The sequence below is a fragment of the Anaerosphaera multitolerans genome (assembly GCF_004006535.1).
GTDB classification, from domain to species: Bacteria; Bacillota; Clostridia; order Tissierellales; family Peptoniphilaceae; genus Anaerosphaera; species Anaerosphaera multitolerans.
Window position 1 is genome coordinate 1 of sequence record NZ_RLIH01000017.1, and the last position, 17579, is coordinate 17579.

At 32.8% G+C, this 17579-nt stretch carries 9 protein-coding genes; 3 read left to right on the forward strand and 6 right to left on the reverse strand.

Going from position 1 to position 17579, the window contains the following annotated elements; all coding sequences use genetic code 11:
- From EF514_RS09475 to brnQ, 4 genes are all read right to left on the reverse strand, one after another.
- Positions 1–3130: AAA family ATPase (locus tag EF514_RS09475; protein WP_127725210.1), on the reverse strand; the 3130-nt coding region annotated here is incomplete at its 3' end.
- Positions 3127–4272, reverse strand: a complete 1146-nt coding sequence (locus tag EF514_RS09480; RefSeq protein WP_127725211.1) for an exonuclease SbcCD subunit D — start codon at positions 4270–4272, stop codon at positions 3127–3129. The genes EF514_RS09480 and EF514_RS09475, both read right to left, overlap by 4 nt.
- A gap of 127 nt (positions 4273–4399) precedes the next feature.
- Complete coding sequence (locus EF514_RS09485) at positions 4400–5086, reverse strand: phosphoribosylaminoimidazolesuccinocarboxamide synthase (protein ID WP_127725212.1); 687 nt, start codon at positions 5084–5086, stop codon at positions 4400–4402.
- Between the two features lie 302 nt (positions 5087–5388).
- The gene (gene brnQ, locus EF514_RS09490; RefSeq protein ID WP_127725213.1) at positions 5389–6702 is read right to left on the reverse strand and encodes a branched-chain amino acid transport system II carrier protein; all 1314 of its coding nucleotides are present in this window, start codon (positions 6700–6702) and stop codon (positions 5389–5391) included.
- Between the two features lie 341 nt (positions 6703–7043).
- On the opposite strand from brnQ, the gene EF514_RS09495 reads away from it, so the two are divergent.
- The 3 genes from EF514_RS09495 (at position 7044) to EF514_RS11000 (ending at position 8886) form a co-directional block, all read left to right on the forward strand.
- On the forward strand, positions 7044–7223 hold the full coding sequence (locus EF514_RS09495; protein WP_127725214.1) for a hypothetical protein: 180 nt from the start codon (positions 7044–7046) through the stop codon (positions 7221–7223).
- A 295-nt stretch (positions 7224–7518) separates the two neighbouring features.
- A complete protein-coding gene (locus tag EF514_RS09500; RefSeq protein ID WP_127725215.1) occupies positions 7519–8652 on the forward strand; it encodes a stalk domain-containing protein in 1134 nt (377 codons plus the stop codon).
- A 111-nt stretch (positions 8653–8763) separates the two neighbouring features.
- Entirely contained in the window at positions 8764–8886 is a 123-nt protein-coding gene (locus EF514_RS11000) for a hypothetical protein (RefSeq protein ID WP_276317188.1), read from the forward strand.
- A gap of 266 nt (positions 8887–9152) precedes the next feature.
- Here the strand turns inward: EF514_RS11000 and EF514_RS09505 are convergent, their stop codons facing one another.
- Positions 9153–11747 carry an S-layer homology domain-containing protein gene (locus tag EF514_RS09505; protein ID WP_127725216.1) on the reverse strand — a complete coding sequence of 865 codons (2595 nt, stop codon included), beginning with the start codon at positions 11745–11747 and terminating at the stop codon, positions 9153–9155.
- Positions 11748–11826: 79 nt separating this feature from the next.
- Positions 11827–17526 carry an isopeptide-forming domain-containing fimbrial protein gene (locus EF514_RS09510; RefSeq protein ID WP_127725217.1) on the reverse strand — a complete coding sequence of 1900 codons (5700 nt, stop codon included), beginning with the start codon at positions 17524–17526 and terminating at the stop codon, positions 11827–11829.
- Between the last annotated feature and the right edge of the window lie 53 nt (positions 17527–17579).

Below are 17579 nucleotides of genomic sequence, written 5' to 3' on the forward strand. Positions count from 1 at the left end.
GGATAATATTAAGAGTACTTCCATTATTACTCTGTTTTACTACTATTTGTCTGTCTATACGCTCCTTTAATTCCTCCACATGGGAAATTATTCCAATTAACCTGTTGTTTCCGGATAAATTTTGTAGCGTAGTTATTGCCATATCTAAGGAATTAATGTCCAGAGAACCGAATCCCTCATCTATAAACATAGTATCTATTTGAACTCCTCCGGCATGTTGCTGCACTATGTCAGACAGCCCAAAAGCAAGAGATAGAGAGGCTTTAAAGGACTCTCCCCCTGATAGCGAACGCACATCTCTTGTCTTTCCGGTATAATTATCCAAAACGTCTAACTCCAATCCGCTTTGACTTCTCAGATTTGTACTTTCCTCTCTTCGTTTCAACTGGTACCTTTCGTTTGTCATTTTACGAAGTCGTTGATTGGCAGCTTGGATAATTTGATTAAAATACGCCATTTGTAAATAGGTTTCAAAACTTATTTTTTCCTTACCGACAATTTCACCGTTTGCAGTATCTGAAAGAATTTTATAGTCGGAATACTCTCCTTCTCTTTCCCCTATTTTTTCAATTAAAGCTTTTAAATTTTCAATATGATTTTTATTGGAGTTTACTTTGCTCATTAAATTAGCATATTCCTCATTTAAGCTGCCGACCTTTTCTTCACTTGATTTTAATCTTTCATCTAATATATCTAAATTCATAAATTCAAAATTTGCTGTATCCCTTTCCAGCTGCTGAATTTCATTTTCAAGCATATCCTTCTTACTCTTATATTCATTTAAAATTTCTTCCATTTCAGTAAGTTCTTCATCTGTAAAAAGGTATTGTTTATAAATTATTTCATTTTTAAATCCTTCGTCTTTTAAGGCTTTTTCAAAACTTTTTTTCAAAGCTTCAACTTCTTCCTTTAGGGACTTTAAATTTAAACTGCGTTCCTTTAAAACAGCTTCATTACTTGATACTTTTCCCCTTAAGCTTTCAGCTTTTTCTTTGGAGGAATTATAGTCACTTTCCATTTCCGCCAAACGTTCTTTCGACTCATAATAATAGGATTCCGCAACATTAAAATTCTCGAACTTAAGCTGTTTTTTCATTACCTCAATTTCACTACTACTTCCGGATATTTCAATTTCCAAAGTTTTAATTAGAGCGCTTAATTCCTCTGACTTTTTAGAATGTTTTGCAACTTCCTCTCTTATTTTTGTTTCCAAAGTTTCAAGCTCCGTCTTTCTTTCAATTTCATTCTTTACAGCCTTTATTTTCTCACTTAATTCAACTTTTAAAATATTCTTAGCTGCCTTTAATTTTTTAAGTTCATCTTTTAAATAATCAAGTTCCTCTGTTAAAGAAAGCACCTCCGCCTCCTCTAAAAGTGAATTTCTAAAGGACTCTTCCCTTGCTTTTTCAGCACTGCACATTTCTGAAATTTCACTTACTTTACGGTTTAATTCCTCTGATTTCTCCTTAACTTCCCTTATCTCCTCTTCAGAAGGTACGTCCCCGGAAAGTTTTGCAGGTTTAGGATGGATTTTAGATCCGCATACGGGACATTCCTCATCTTCCTTTAAGTTTTTAGCTAAAAGACCTGCCTGTTCTCTTAAAAAAAGTTTTTGAAGTTCATTATACTGTTTAAAGGCAGATTCGTATTTCTCTTCAACTTCCTCATATTCTAATTGTTTAACCTTTAATCTGTCCTTGCTAACTTCCCATTTATTATAAAGCTCCCAAGTTCTTTCTAATTTCATTAAAGTCGTTTCAACTTCCCCTAATTTTTGATTTAACCTTTCCAATTCCAAGGGCTTATCTTTTAAAATTTTTAACTCTTCTAATAAACTATCCAGTTCTTTTTGAGAATTTTCTTTTTCATTTAAAATTCCCTCAAAGTCATATTTGGTCTTTTTTAACTTTTCTTCATATTCAGCTTTTAAATCCATTTTATTTTGTAAAACTTCATACTCAGGAAGATTTTTTTCCAATTCTTTTAATTCATAAGCTAAATTTTCACGTTCCTTAGTTTTTTCTCCTTGTATTTTAAATTGAACTTCAGCCTCTTCCAGTTCTTTCCTAAGCTTTAAAAGAGTTTCCTGCTGTTCTTTAGCAATTTTCTCCTCTTCCCCTAGCTTGAAATCCATCTGTTCCCATTCTCTTTCCAAAGGCTGCACTTTCTTTATGGCCAGCTTAGATAACTCCAACCTCTTTTTAATTTCATCCTGTTCTTCTGCTTTGTCCTTGTGCTCTTCTAACTGATTTTTTTTATTTTTTAACCTATTAATACTTTCATTTCCATTTTCAGCCTTTACTTTTTCAGCAGAAATCTCACTATTTTCCTTAGTAGCTCTCTGTAGGTCTTCTCTCTTAGTATTAAGTTTTTCCTCTTGAAACTTTAATATCGTCTCTAGGATTTTTAAAAGTTCAACACTGTTACTTACATTTTGCTCCTCAGACCAACTTAAAAGTCTTTTTCCCTCTTCGCTATCTTGCTCAACTTCAATTTCCCCTGCAAGTCGTAAAATATTTTTTCTATCATCGCTTAATTCTTTTTCCATTTCTAAAACTATGGATTTAATTTCTTTTTGAAAATCTTTAAAATCCTTAGTGTTGAAGATTTTTTGAAGTATTTCTCCACGTTCCTTAGTACCGCTTATTAACAACTTTAAAAAATCTCCCTGAGCAATCATTACAGTCTGAGTAAATTGTTCCCTATTTATTCCAAGCAGCTCTTCTATTTCACTGTTAACTTCTTTAACATTGGTAACTACCTTTCCGTCAGGATAGATTAAAGAGGCATTGGCCGGTTCTCTAACTTCCTTATCACCTCTTTTGGACTTTCTCATATATTCAGGATTCCTCTTTACTTCATAGAGCTCTCCACGGCAGTCAAATTTTAAATTTACATATGTAGGAATATCTATTGATGCAAAGTCACTTCTTAACATATTATTGGATCTGTTATCACCACTAGCCGTTCCATAAAGCGCATAGGTAATGGCGTCAAAAATCGTAGTCTTTCCCGCTCCGGTATCTCCCGTTACCAAGTAAAGACCCTCATTGCCAAGAAGGCTAAAATCCACCTCCACTTTATCTGAATAGGGACCGAAGGCGGACATAGTAAGATGTAGCGGTTTCATATTCTCTCCTCCATATCCTTAAAAAACTTCTCTATAATTTGCTTGTGACTTTCAGTTAAATCACTTCCATTTTGTTCTCTATAAAATGTTTCAAAAAGTTCCATAGTGCTTTTCTGCTCTATATTTTCAATTTCAAATATCTGTGAATCATAACGTGTTCTACTGTTGTCAAAGGAAAGTTCCATTACATTGGGATAATAACTCCTTAAAATTCCTATTGCATCTAGAATTTCTCCCTCATCTGTAAGAGTTATGTGCATGTAGTCCCTCGGATTTCCCTCTGAAAGAACTTCTTCGGAAATTAATTCTTTTAAAGGGCCGCGTATTTTTCTCATATCACATTTGGGATTTAATGGAATTTCAGATATTGAATAATCTCCCTTCTCCCTTAATTCAAAGACAGTAACTGATTTATTATGGTTAACTTCAGAAAAAGAATATTTTAAGGGAGAACCTGCATATCTAATGCAATCTCTTCCTATTTTTTGAGAGCCGTGTAAGTGCCCCAAGGCCACATAATCAAAGCCGTTAAATACATCTGAATAGATTCCGTTAATTCCTCCCACAGGCTCCGTTTCCGAATCAGAACGAATTACCTCACCTGAAGATGGAAGCACAAATTGATGTGCTACTAAAATATTTCTCCTCTGAAAGTCAATTTCTTGATTTTTAAAAATCACAGCTAAACCGTCGGAATAGGATTCAATTTCTTCCTCCGGAAAAAATCTTCGCACATTCATGGGTTTTACGAAAGGAAGTAAATAAAAATCCACTTCACCATAATCATCTTCCACAGTTACTTTTCTCATATCTCCTTCAAATACTCCGGAAATATATATGTCGCTGTTTTTCATAATTCTACTTCCAAAACCTATTCGTTCAGGAGAATCATGATTTCCGCTTATGCAAATAACAATTACATCTTTTTGAGAAAGTGCAGTTAAAAACTCGTCAAATAAAGAAACTGCTGCCCCGCTGGGTACTGTCTTATCATATATGTCTCCTGCTACTAAAAGCACATCCGGTTTTTCTTTATCTATCTTTCTTAAAATCTGTTCCAGTATATGTTTTTGGTCTTCCAACATTGAAAAGCCATTAACTACTTTACCAATATGTAAATCGGCTATATGGAAAATTTTCATAGCTTATACCTCTTTTTCAAATAATATATATTATATCACAGTCAACTCCACCTATTAAAACAGGCGGCTAAAATCAACTGTCTTTTAAATAAAAAAAGACTGCTATTTTATAACAGTCTTAATAATATTAATTTATTTTTTCTAGAATAAGTTTTGAGCACTCCACTTGATTAGGGATATTTCCGTCTTTATCACGAACTCTCCAAATATCGGGAGTTATTTCATCAGCTACGTATATCTTGCCGTTTTCGTCATAACCCACTTCGATTTTAAAGTCAATTAATGTAAGACCCATTTCCGCCAACTCTTTCTTTAATACTTCTCCAACTTTTTCTAAAATATCCAATCCCTCGTCATACTGACCTTCAACTAAAATTCCTTTCATTAAGGCCAATCTTTCACTTATTAAAGGATCTCCCTGTTCATCGTCCTTTAACGTAACTTCAAGATATGGAGGATCAAAAGGCAGTCCTTCTTCAATAGAAAACCTTCTGCTCATACTGCCTGCTGTGAAATAGCGGAGTACAAACTCCAAAGGCGGTATTGTAAGCTTTCTAACTTTCATTAGACCCTTATCCAAATCAGCACCTAAATAATGTGTTGGAATTCCATTTTCTTCCATTACTTTTAGAAAATATTGAGAAATTTTTAAACCAATTTTCCCCTTTCCTTCCACACTTCCGCCTACTGTATTGGAACCCGGATCAAATATGCCATCTTCACCAGTTACATCATCTTTAAACAATAGGTACATATCCCCTGTAGCTTCATCAGTGAGCACTTGTTTTGTCTTTCCATCATAAAGTATTTTCATTAAAGTTTCCTCCTTAGATTTCACATTAACCAACCTATCATCAATTTTAACACAGCCTTAAAAAGCTGTCGATAAAAAACTGCTGAGGCAAAAGAAAAATCTATAATTAAAACACTTTACTAAAAGACAGTAAAAATACAGTTGAAACAGTAAAAAAACTCTCTTTTTAAATTATTTTTCTAAAAAGAATGATATAATTTCTTTAGATTTCATAGGAATTGTCCCATTAAATCCTCGGATTAATATTTTCCTATTAAATCTCCCTTTTTTAACAGAAACTGTAATGGTTTCTGTTTTTTTGTCTAAAGTTTTTCCGCTTTCTTTGGTGAAATGAAAAAATATATTAACGTTCCTCCCAACAAACCCACTATAAAAGGCAAAACCCAACCGAAACCATAGGAATGCAAAGGCATAATTTCAACTATGTACCTAATAAATTTCGGACTGAAACCTGTAGATAAAATGGCTTCAAAAATACTGTAAAGCAAAGTTAAAATAACTCCTCCTTTAAAACCTCCATCATTGGGAATCAGTTTCCTACCATAACCTAAAATTATAAGAGCTATACAAGTCGGATACATTGCCATAAATAGCGGATTTGAAAATTTCACTATATTATCCACTCCAAGTAATGCTACAGAAGTTGCAATTACAGATACTACAAGAGCTGTCAATTTATAATTAAGTCTATCAGCGCTTAATTCAACAAAGTAATCAGAAATTGCCGTTACTTGAGCTACAGCTGTCGTAAAGCAAGCTAAAAACACTGCTATTCCAAATCCCACCATTGTAATTCTTCCGCCAAGTAATTCTACTAGATTTACCAGTAGTGCTGAACGCTCAATTGTCGGATTAAATCTACTTCCACCGTAAGCTCCCATAAAAAGCAGACCACCGTACACTATAAACAAACATATAAAAGCAATGAAACTCGCCTTTAAAACCGCTTTGTTTCTGCTGCTATCAGATATATAACCCTTGCTGGTAATAGCCCCTATAAATACATTTGCCATCATAAAACTCACCAAAACATCTCCTGTTTGATACCCTCCTAAAAAAGAATGTACAAAAGTATTGGACACTACAGGTTCAGATGGTGTTCCCACAGGATTAACAAGACCTAAAATTACAATTGCAAATAAAATCAAGGCTAGAGCCGGCGTTAAAATTTTTCCAATCTTATCAATTACATTTTCCTTAGTTCGTACGAAGTAAAAGGCCAAAATAAAATAAATTATTACAATTGGTATATACGGCAACTTGGGAAAAATTCCTTGAAGGCCTAATTCAGCTGCAACTGCCGCTGTACGAGGTACTGATACAAAATTGGCAAAAACCATAATACATCCAACTATTATCTTATAAAAATTTTTACTAACCCTTGAAGTAATACTATCAACTGAACCTCCAGCAAAAGATATTACCACTATAGTTGCAAGAGGCAAAATAATTCCTGAAAGTGTAAGACCGAGAACCGCTGGAAACCATCCAGTGCCGCTTTCCAATCCCAACATAGGTGGGAAAATCAAATTACCTGCTCCAAAATAAGATGCAAAAAATGCCAGTCCTATAAATATAATGTCCCATCGTTTATAATTGTCACCCTGTTGTTTCATATGTAAACCCCCTTTTTATAATACTTAAACTCTTCTTATAACTCTCCTAAATGAAAACCATTTTATTCACTTAATTAACTTTGCTTTAAAATATCCTTGTATCACTTTAAAGTAATATTTAGATGTTTTATAATATTTACCCAAACAATCCCTTTTTTCTGTTATTTACTCTATTCTTTCAAAAATATTGTAAAAACAATACTATAATTTTTTACACCTTTCTAACCTGCTTTACATACTTCTTTCATATAAATAAAGTATAATTGCCTTTTAAGTTTTAAAAATTTACTGAAAACTTTAAAATTTGTCAGTATTCTTTATTAATTTAGGAGGACTAAAATATGATTGAAATAATTGAACAGTTAAAAACCTATTTTATAGAAATGCCCATTGCTATGACGGGCGGAACACTAATGGGATTGGGAGCTTTACTCTTAGCAATATCTTCCTTCAGCTATGATTGGAGAGCTTTTACAAATAAAAAGGCTTGGGGTGGAAAGACACTTCCTGCTCTTAAATAGGGAATTCTATTCTTAATAATAGGAGGGATTTTGTTTTTCGCTGATATCTATATAATAAACAAGCGCTAACTTTTCTAATTTAAAAGAACTATTACCATATTACTACTGGGAAACTTTTTCTTAAAAAGAGTTTTCTATCATTATTAAAGTTTATTTTTTATCCTCTTATAATTTTATGATAAAATATTATCATAGGAGATACAAATTTTTTCACTTTTATATCCGCTTTAAGTATCTCCTTATTTATTTGTTTTTTTATTTTAAAATTTTTACAAACATTTAAGGAGGAATCACAATGAAAAAAAGATTAATGACTTTGATTTTAACATTTACTATTGCGCTAGGTTTATTTCCCAACTTCACCAATGCGCAAACACCAATTAGAATTTGGTATAATGGAAATTACATAAACAGTGATGTAAATCCATTTATTGAAAACAACAGGACACTTGTACCTATTAGATCCATTTCTGAAAATTTAGGCTATGAAGTTAAATGGGATGACAGTACTAAAAAAATAACTATACAGGATGCTGAAGTTCATATTGAACTTACTGTAGGAGAAACTATAGCTAAAAGTAAGAGAGCTGATAAATCTCAAACCTTAACTTTAGATGTCCCAGCTAAAATTAAGGAGAATAGAACTTTTGTACCTCTTCGCTTTATAGCAGAACAGTTTGGCGCCAATGTAAATTGGGACTCCGACAATAGAACAGTAGCTATAGGTGATAATTATATAAAACCTGAAACAGTTGATACTTTAAAAAATACTAATACTTTTCAAGAAGCTTTAGTTACAAGAGTTATTGATGGAGATACTATTGAAATAAATATTAATGGCGTTAAGGAAAAAGTGAGGATGGTACTTGTCAATACACCTGAGACAAAACATCCAACAAAGGGCGTAGAATTTTTCGGTCAGGAGGCTTCTGCCTTTACCACTGAGGAATTGACAGGTAAAAAAGTCTATTTACAAAAGGATGTAAGCGAAAGAGACCGCTACGACAGACTCTTGAGATACATTTGGACTTCAAGACCTTTTACAGATGAACCCACTAAGGACGAAGTAATTCAGAATATGTTTAATGCAAAACTTATTGCCAACGGTTATGGAAATGTTTCAACTTTTCCACCTGATGTAAAGTACCAGGAACTTTTCCAAAATTTGGAAAATGAAGCAAAAAATCAAGGTTGGGGATTATGGCAACAATCTCTAGAAATTGAAACTGTTAAAACAAGCCCTGCTAAATCAAACTTAGAAGAAACTCCTCAAAGTTATAGCTATGTTGGAAATCGAAATTCTAAAATCTTTCACAGAGATAACTGCGTTTCAGCGGGTAAGATGAAGGATAGTAATAAAGTTCCATTAAATAGTAGAGAAGATGCCCTAGCTCAGGGATATAGACCTTGTAAAAACTGTAATCCATAATGTAGCATAATTATTTTCTAAGGGTATAGATACAATAACTTCTGCTCTTAATAGCTATTAATAAATAACAAATGGAAATTAAAAATTATTTTTGTTTAAGGAGGACAACCTATGAATAAAAAATTTAAAATTATGCTTTTAGTCCTTTTCTTAAGCCTTCTAACTGCTTGTAGCACGTCAAAAAATATAGAAACTGAAAATCACAATATAGATATGAACTTTTGTCGATTTTAATTTTGTGGAAAGATGTAATTTTTACAAATAAATTATATTTATAGTTTAGTAAGCTAAATGCTATTCTTTGTATTTTAAAGAATGGTTTTTTATTTGTTTACACTTTAAAAATTTATATACCATCCTTTTACCATAAAAATATAATATATTTAAAATAAAAATCTAATTAAGTAAAAACTTAATTAGATTTTTAGTGGGATGAAATATATTAAACTAAACTATTTGAATGTCTATAGCTATGTCAATAACAATTTAATAACTTTTACTTATTCTGCTACTTCTTCAGTCTTTATTGTAGCATTTGTACTCCACTCTTTTTCAAGTGCTGACCAATCTCTAACCGCCAATAACTCTTTCCAAACTTCCTTATCAGTTACACTGGTTCTGGTATAAGTGTGAGAATTTGTAGCTTCTTGAACTTGAGCATAGTACCATTCACTAGTGTCAGAATTGTCTGACCATCTCTTCATATCTGATAATAAATTATCTTTATGAGGCGTTCTCTCAAGTACAGAGTTTACCAATGTTGCTGCTTCTGCCCTTGTAATTAGTTGGTCAGGTTTAAAACTTCCGTCTTCATAGCCGTTTATAAGTCCGTGAGATGCCAATTTCTTAATGGAATCTTCTGCCCAATTGCCCTTTATGTCCGTGAACTTATAATTAGTTAAATTTCCATAATCTGATAGGAATCTTGATGCCATTGTTGCAAATTCACCTCTGGTTATATTTGCATCAGGTTTGAAACTTCCATCAGGATATCCTGTTACAGCTTCAGCATTGCTCATTGTGGAAATTGCATTGTTAAACCAGTCTGTACTTTGTACATCACCAAAGTCATTAGTTGTACTCCAGTATTTATTTCTTGATTCATCGGTCATCATTCTAAAGAATATAGTAGTTACTTCCGCTCTTGTAATATTGCCTTGCGGTCTAAAACTTCCATCAGGATAACCAATCATATAAGCGTAGTGATTATCTTTATTAAGTTTTACGCTAGGTATAATTAAGAATCCTTTATCTTCAACTACTTCTTTAACTACTTCAAGTTCTCTTCCCGGAACACTTCTATCATCTACTATAGCTATATTTTTGATTTTATCTCCGCCTTTAGCAGTGTTGTTAACTTTAACCTCAATAGTCATAGTATAACTTTCTCCAACCTTAATAGTTGGAACAGTATGCTCAACTAACTGGCCTGATATTTCAGCATCCTCTGGAACTACATTTAAAATATCCAGTTCACTTGGAACTCTATCCGAAATTTTTACATTTTCCAAATCTACGGTTCCTGTATTTTTGACTCTTATAGAATATTTAAATGTATCTCCAACTTCAACTTGTCTACTAGTTAAACTATCCGTTTTCGTTGCATGAAAAGAACTAATTGGAGGATTAACTTCTACAACGGCAGAATCCAATTCTTCAATTTGTATAAAGCCCTTATCACCTTTTACTACAATTTCTGTTGTAACACCATTAATATCTGTAACTTCAATAATGTCCCCGTCATCAGCTAACAGAATCTTGTCTTCTTCTTCCAACGATAACTCGCCTTTGTACTCTGTTAGCCTTGTCATTACTACAGTATTTCTAATGTCTTCGGAAGCATTTTCTCCCACTGTGGCCTTATAGATAAATGTTTTTATTCCTTTTGACGGTACTGCAGTTGAACCGCTTATTGTATTAGTTGCTTCATCATAATCAATTACATCTTCAAAAGATAAATCTCTTCTAACTAATTCTACATTCGTTAGGTTTTCATCTAGTACATCTTCAAAAGTCACTTCATTTACTGTGTTTGCTCTATTTTCTATTTCTATTTTATATGAAACGACATCTCCTAAATCTGCAGCTGTACTGTCTTTGTATTGAGTTTCTTTTTTAGTTTCATTTAAAACTTCTTTTTTAATTTTAGCAGTTCCCAATGTTCCATCAGGTTGCGGATTTTCTATAAATGTAATATTCATTTCAGGTATAACTTCATTACCACCTGTTTTTTCCGATAATGTTATATATGCATCTAGACTTTGTCCATCTGGCGTTGTTTTAAATACTGAGCTGTCCACATTTGCATAGAAGTTTGTAGATAGATAGTCCCCAGAGTTTGTAAATCCGTCTATAATAACATAGTCTCCGAATAAATCCTCACCTTCTTCTCCACCGTTACCATAGACATCTTTTAAACCTACCTGTATTGTTTTAGGAGTTAATCTATCAGTCACATTCTCTGTTACTACCGGACCATCTTGCTGAGTATCTCCTACATAAACTGCTTGTAAATTAATAGTTATCGGGTCTGTAATATAGTCTGACATTTCATATGCAGAACCATCCGCTTTTATATAATTTACCTTAATTATAAAATCAACATATACCGGAAAATTCGGATCATTCGGATCAGGAGTAGCCGGTAATGCTCTTGTAAATTTTGTCCTTGTATTTAACTCTTGTTGACTCTCCAAGTAATGATGTACTTCTTCAGTTATATCTATCTCTTGATTAAAATCCTTATTAATTTTGTACACTTTACTTTCTGCAGTTTCATGGTTAAGCGATTCTTCGTCATCTAAGAAAATGATAGGAGTGATTTCCCTTATGTTTTCTAAGTAACTATTTCTTTCTACCATATCAACTACTTTATTTAAATCTTTATTTAAATTAGTAACTTCATTTTCTGCAAATTCAACTTCAACCGCTTCCTCAGTATCTGTCGAATTAACAAGCATCGTCTCCTCAATTTGTACTCTATTATCCTCACTACTCTCATTAGCAAATGAACTAATAGGCGTCGTTAAAATAGATAACATCATAATAAATGTCAATAACAGTCCTGTTATTTTTTTTATTTTATTCCTTTTCATACATACTCCTCTTATATAGTAAATATATTATTTATATCTATAAGAGAGACAAATATCTCTCTTATAGATATGATCTAATTTAATCTATAGTTCTAATGTCGATACTAGCTCGTTTACCTTCTTTTTGCGTAGTGATTCGTATTGTGTCTCCGGATTTCATAGTTTTATTAAAATATACCATTTGAGCCTTCCCTGTTCCTATTACATTAAGATCAGAAACAAGTTCATTTGTAGAATTATTATATATATTAATTTTAGCTCCTTCTTCAGTAACCAATCTAACCCTAGTAACATAAGTCGCAGTTACATCAAGTTCTGTATATTCATCTACTTCTGAACTTTTTACTTTATCAAAGAATATATCTGAAAGTAATTTCCCATCTTCTTGGAATACTGCATAAATCGGTTTATCTACTTTATCGCTTCCTTGTACAGGTACTCTAAGTAGCTTATTACCTTGAAGATCTCCTCCATATTCCTTTACTAATAAAGCTGCTAGAACATCATTATCCTGTGTAGATATTTTTCCATTTACATCTGTATCAAACACGCCTAATATTTTAGAACTGTTAAATACTTCATTTGGATTTGTTTTTCCTTCTTCTACAACACCTTTTTTAAATATATAAACTTTACCCTTCTTATTTGTTGAATTTTCATCTGCATTTCTAAACTCTACGTTAGCGAAGAATTTATCTTTTACAGTTCCCTGCATATAAATTATTTCGGCTTCTCCTATGGATAGTAGGTTTTTATTGCCAATATAGTCAAAAATATATTTTAAAGATTTTTCTACAACTACTTCATTATTTTCAGTATTGTATTTTCCATCTAATTTTGTGCTATATACTTCATATTCATTTGATGGATTAGATAAAACCAAGTCCCAACCAACTGATGAAAACTTATCTTTATGGTAACTTGTAATCTTTACTTCATCATATCCAAATGTAGGTTCTCCAGCTTTTATACCGGATGTTCCATCAGGAATCCTATCTATTACTTTGCCTTTAGCATCTAATGGAAATCCTATTGGAACTAAATTGTCATTGTTAATCTTTTCAACATTTTCATCTGTAAAATCATAAACCAATTGACCTTCTTCTCCACCATGAGTAGCTAAATTGCTTGCATCTCCTATACCTTTATGTTTAATAGATATTGGAGTATAGAAGTTATCTATATAAGCTGAACCTATAGCAACTTCGGATTTGTTATTAAACACAGTTGTAGATTTAACCAAAAGAATATAATTATCTTCCACATCTACTAATCCCTTAACAACTCCATCTAGGACTTCTCTGTCCACTAATCCCTTTAAACTCTTATCAGCTTGAGTATATAGAACATCAAAATCTCTTTCTGATATTTCACTGTTAAGATATTTATATATATTTGAATTTTGAATATCTAAAGGAATTAAGACATATTTCATTTCAGGAATATAACGTCCTTTTCCAAAAGTTGCCGTTACTTCTACAGGTAATCCTTCATAGCCTTTTTCTTTGTATATTTTCTTATTCGGCACATTAAATTTAACCATAGCTACCGGTATATCAGGAGTTGGAACAATTTCATCATCAACCTTTGCAGAGTTTTTAACATTTGCTCCAAATTGAATACCTTCAGCTTCTGTTTTTACCTGTACATTAATCGTAATTGTTACAGTATTATTCGGAGCTATAGAATTAATTACTCCTTTGATTACTCCATTATCATTTGTTAAAACAGTCCCATCATCAGAGTTGTAATCTTTTATTATTACATTCTCATTGATCTCATCTTCAAAATTTATATTTGTCATCGGTATATTACCGGTGTTTTTTATTTTAACTACATATTTTACTAATGAACCCGGACGAATCATTTGACCTATTAATTCTTCTTCTGATTCATCACTAATTAAATACGCTTTTTTAGTTTTTTCCGAAGATGAAATTTGGTCTATTGGTAATTCCGGCGTCTCCGGGTATTGTGGTTCCACAGGTACCTTTGGATTCTCAGGATCTGTTGGATTTTCCACCTCTTCAGGAGATACTGCAGCTACGTTCTTCGCATTTGCATCTTCTGTTAAACCCGCAACTTTAACAGTAACTTTAAAAGATATCTCTACTGTTTCTCCTATTTTTATACTAGCTATTGTTCCGCTTATTACTCCGTCTCTTTCTACTATTGTGGAACCTACAGGAGCAGATATGCTATTTTGAATATACTCCACAGATTTATTTAATTTATCTTCTATCTGTACATTCTTTAACTCTACATTTCCTGTATTTTCTATCTTTATTACATACTTTAATTCCGCTCCCGGTGTTACTGTCGAATTTTCGCCTAGTTTTTGTCCATTTAGATATGCTTCTTTTTTGGTTTTAAAACTCGGTACCGGTACTACTTGCGGTTTTTCTTCATCAGGTACTTCTTTTCCACCTACTACAGCCACATTTTCAAATACTGTTCCGGCTTCTACATTATCATTTACTTTCACAGTGACTTTAAGCGTTGTTTCCGCTCCGGCTGCCAATCGAGCTACAGTATACTTAATATTTTGTCCGCTTACTGTTGCTGTCGGTTCTGTCTTTATTATTGTTAAACCTGTCGGCACACTATCTTCTACAACAATATCTTCTTTCAATTCACTTGTTGTGTTCTTAATCGTAATAGTATAGAAGAAAGTTTCACCAGGTTTTACTTTATCTGTAGATGCAACTTTTGTATGTCCCGGATCAGTCACATTTCCATCTACTTTTCCTTCATCCGGATCTAACGGTTCTCCCTCCGGATCTGTTCCTGTAGATACTGCTATATTTGTATATTGTCCTATTACTGCATCCTTTTTAACTTTTGCTGTTATAGTTAAGATGATTTCTTCTCCACCAACTAAATCTACAGCTGTTGTAGTTAATTTATTTCCATTTTTAGTTACAGGTATATTTGTTCCTAATACTGAATCTTGACCATCTTTTATCAGTTTTGCAGTTCCTCTTACATCTTCAAAAACTGCCGGAACATCATCTGTTACTATTACATTTTTAATTAATGTATTGGGTTTACCATTATTTTTCGCTTTTACTGTAAATGTTACTGAGTCTCCCGGATTTACATTTACCTTATCTACTGTTTTTGTAGTTTTAAATTCACCTATTCCAGGTACTACCTCAGGCTTTTCCTCATCAGGTACTTCTTTTCCGTCTATTACAGCCACGTTTTCAAATATTGTTCCTACTTCTACATCATCATTTACTTTTACATTAATTTTAAGTATTGTTTCTGCTCCAGGCGCTAGACTAGCCACAGTATACTTAATATTTTGTCCGCTTACTGTTGCTGTCGGCTCTGTATTTATTATTGTTAAACCTGCCGGTACTTTATCTTCTACAAGAATGTTTTCTTTTATTTCACTTGATGTATTTTTAATCGTAATAATATAGAAGAAAGATTCGCCCGGTTTTACTTTATCTGCAGATGCAACTTTTGTATGTCCCGGTTCAGCTACATTACCATCTACTTTTCCTTCATCTGGATCTAATGGTTTGCCATCCGGTCCAACTCCGGTTACTACTGCTATGTTTGTGTACGGTCCTATCTTTGCGTCCTTCTTAACTTTTGCTGTTATAGTTAAGATGATTTCTTCTCCACCAACTAAATCTACAGCTGTCGTAGTTAATTTGTTCCCATTTTTTACTACTGCTATATTTGTCCCTTCTCCTGAAGCTTGTCCTGCTTTTACTAGTTTTGCAGTTCCTCTTACATCTTCAAAGATTGCCGGAACATCATCTGTTACTACCGCACCTTTAATTAAGGTATTTGTTGCTCCTTCGTTTTTCGCTCTTACTGTAAATGTTACTGTATCTTCCGGATTTACTGTCACTTTATCAACTGTCTTAGTAGTGTTAAATACGCCTATTCCCAAGTTAACTTTTACATCTGAAAAATCCTCTTCTATAGTCTGTATAAAACCTTTATCACCTTTTATAATTATTTCTGTTGTAACTCCGTTAACATCTGTAATTTCAATAATATCTCCGTCATCAGCTAACAAAATTTTATCTTCTTCTTGCATTGATATTATGCCCTTATATTCTGCTAACCTTGTCATAACTACAGTATTTCTTATATCCCCGTAAGCATCTCTACCTACTTTTGCCTTGTAAATAAATGTTTTTATTCCCTTTGACTGTACAGATGCGGAACCACTTATTGTATTAGTTGTTTCGTCATATTCAATTACATCATCAGCAGCTAAACCGCCCTTTACTAACTCTATATCCGTTAGATTTTTATCTAGTACATCTTCAAAAGTTACTTCATTAACTGTATTCGCTTTGTTTTCTATTTCTATTTTATATGAAACGATATCTCCTAAATCTGCAACTGTACTGTCTGCATACTGAGATTCATTTTTTGTTTCATTCAAAACTTTTTTCTTTATTTTTGCTGTTCCCAATGTTCCATCTGGCTGTGGATTTTCTATAAATGTAATAATCATTTCAGGTACAGCCTCGTTTCCACCTGTTCTTTCCGATAAAGTTATATATGCATCTAGGCTCTGTCCATCAGGTGTAGTTTTAAATACTGAACTATCTACAGTTGCATAGAAGTTTGTAGATAGATAGTCTCCAATATTTGTAAATCCGTCTATAACCACATCTTCTACAAATAAATCCTTGTCTTTTTCTCCACCGTTTCCATATACATCATTTAAGCCTATCTGTATATTTTTAGGAGTAAGCTTATCAGTTACATCCTTTGATACTACTCCTCCTCCTTGAGGACTATCTCCAACATAAGTTGCTTTTAAATTAATAGTTATCGGGTCTGTAATATAGTCTGACATTTCATATGCAGAACCGTCCGCTTTTTTATAGTTTACTTTGATTACAAAATCAACATAAAGTGGAAAATTCGGGTCATTTACTGCAGGAGCAGATGGTACCGCTCTAGAAAATCTCGCTCTAGTATTTAATTGTTGTTGTTGACTTTCTAAATAGTAATGTACTTCCTCAGTTATATCTATCTCTTGATTTGAGTCCTTATTAATTTTAAATACTTTTGTTCCCGGCGCAGTAATATCAGTAAAATCATTTGTTTCTATTGCTTTTACTTCAAATTCACAAAAGCCTTCAACTTCATAGAAATTATCTCCTTTAATGACAGACTTAAATTCTACTGTTTTAGATTCTTCAACTGAACCTGCTTTTAAAGTTGTCTCTATATTTATTCTCTCTTCCGGATTAATATCTCCAAATAAAATTCTATAGATGTTTCTTTCATCTGAACCATCTTCAAAATTCATATATTGCTGGAAAGTATTATTAATGTTAATATTTTCTAGAAACGGATCTTGAAAAACATTATTTACCTTTTCCAAAATCTCTTCATGATTAGTCCCTGTTAACTCAAACCCTTCTGGCACTTCAAATTCATAAACTACATTTTTTGCTACTGCATTACTGCTGTTTATTATTTCTGAAGTTATTAATATTTCCTCTCCATTAGATATTGCCTCTCTATCTGAATTAACAGATAAATCTACTTGAGCTTCTTCCTCTTCAAGTAACTCCTCTACTATTTCCTCTTGCGGAAATTCTTCTACTAGTACATCTTCTAATATTTCTTCTTCTGATCCCTCCTCCGGTAATTCTACCTCAACAACTTCATTTGCCAATACTTGTCCATTATTAACAGTTTGTGCAAGTGCCTCTAACGGTGTCGCTAAAACAAATATCAACGCGAGCAGTAAAGCCATTTTCCTTTGAAAATTTTTCATTTTACTAGCCATATACACCTTTCCTTTCTTTTGTTAATATCCCTTAGATACACAGATGAGTCATC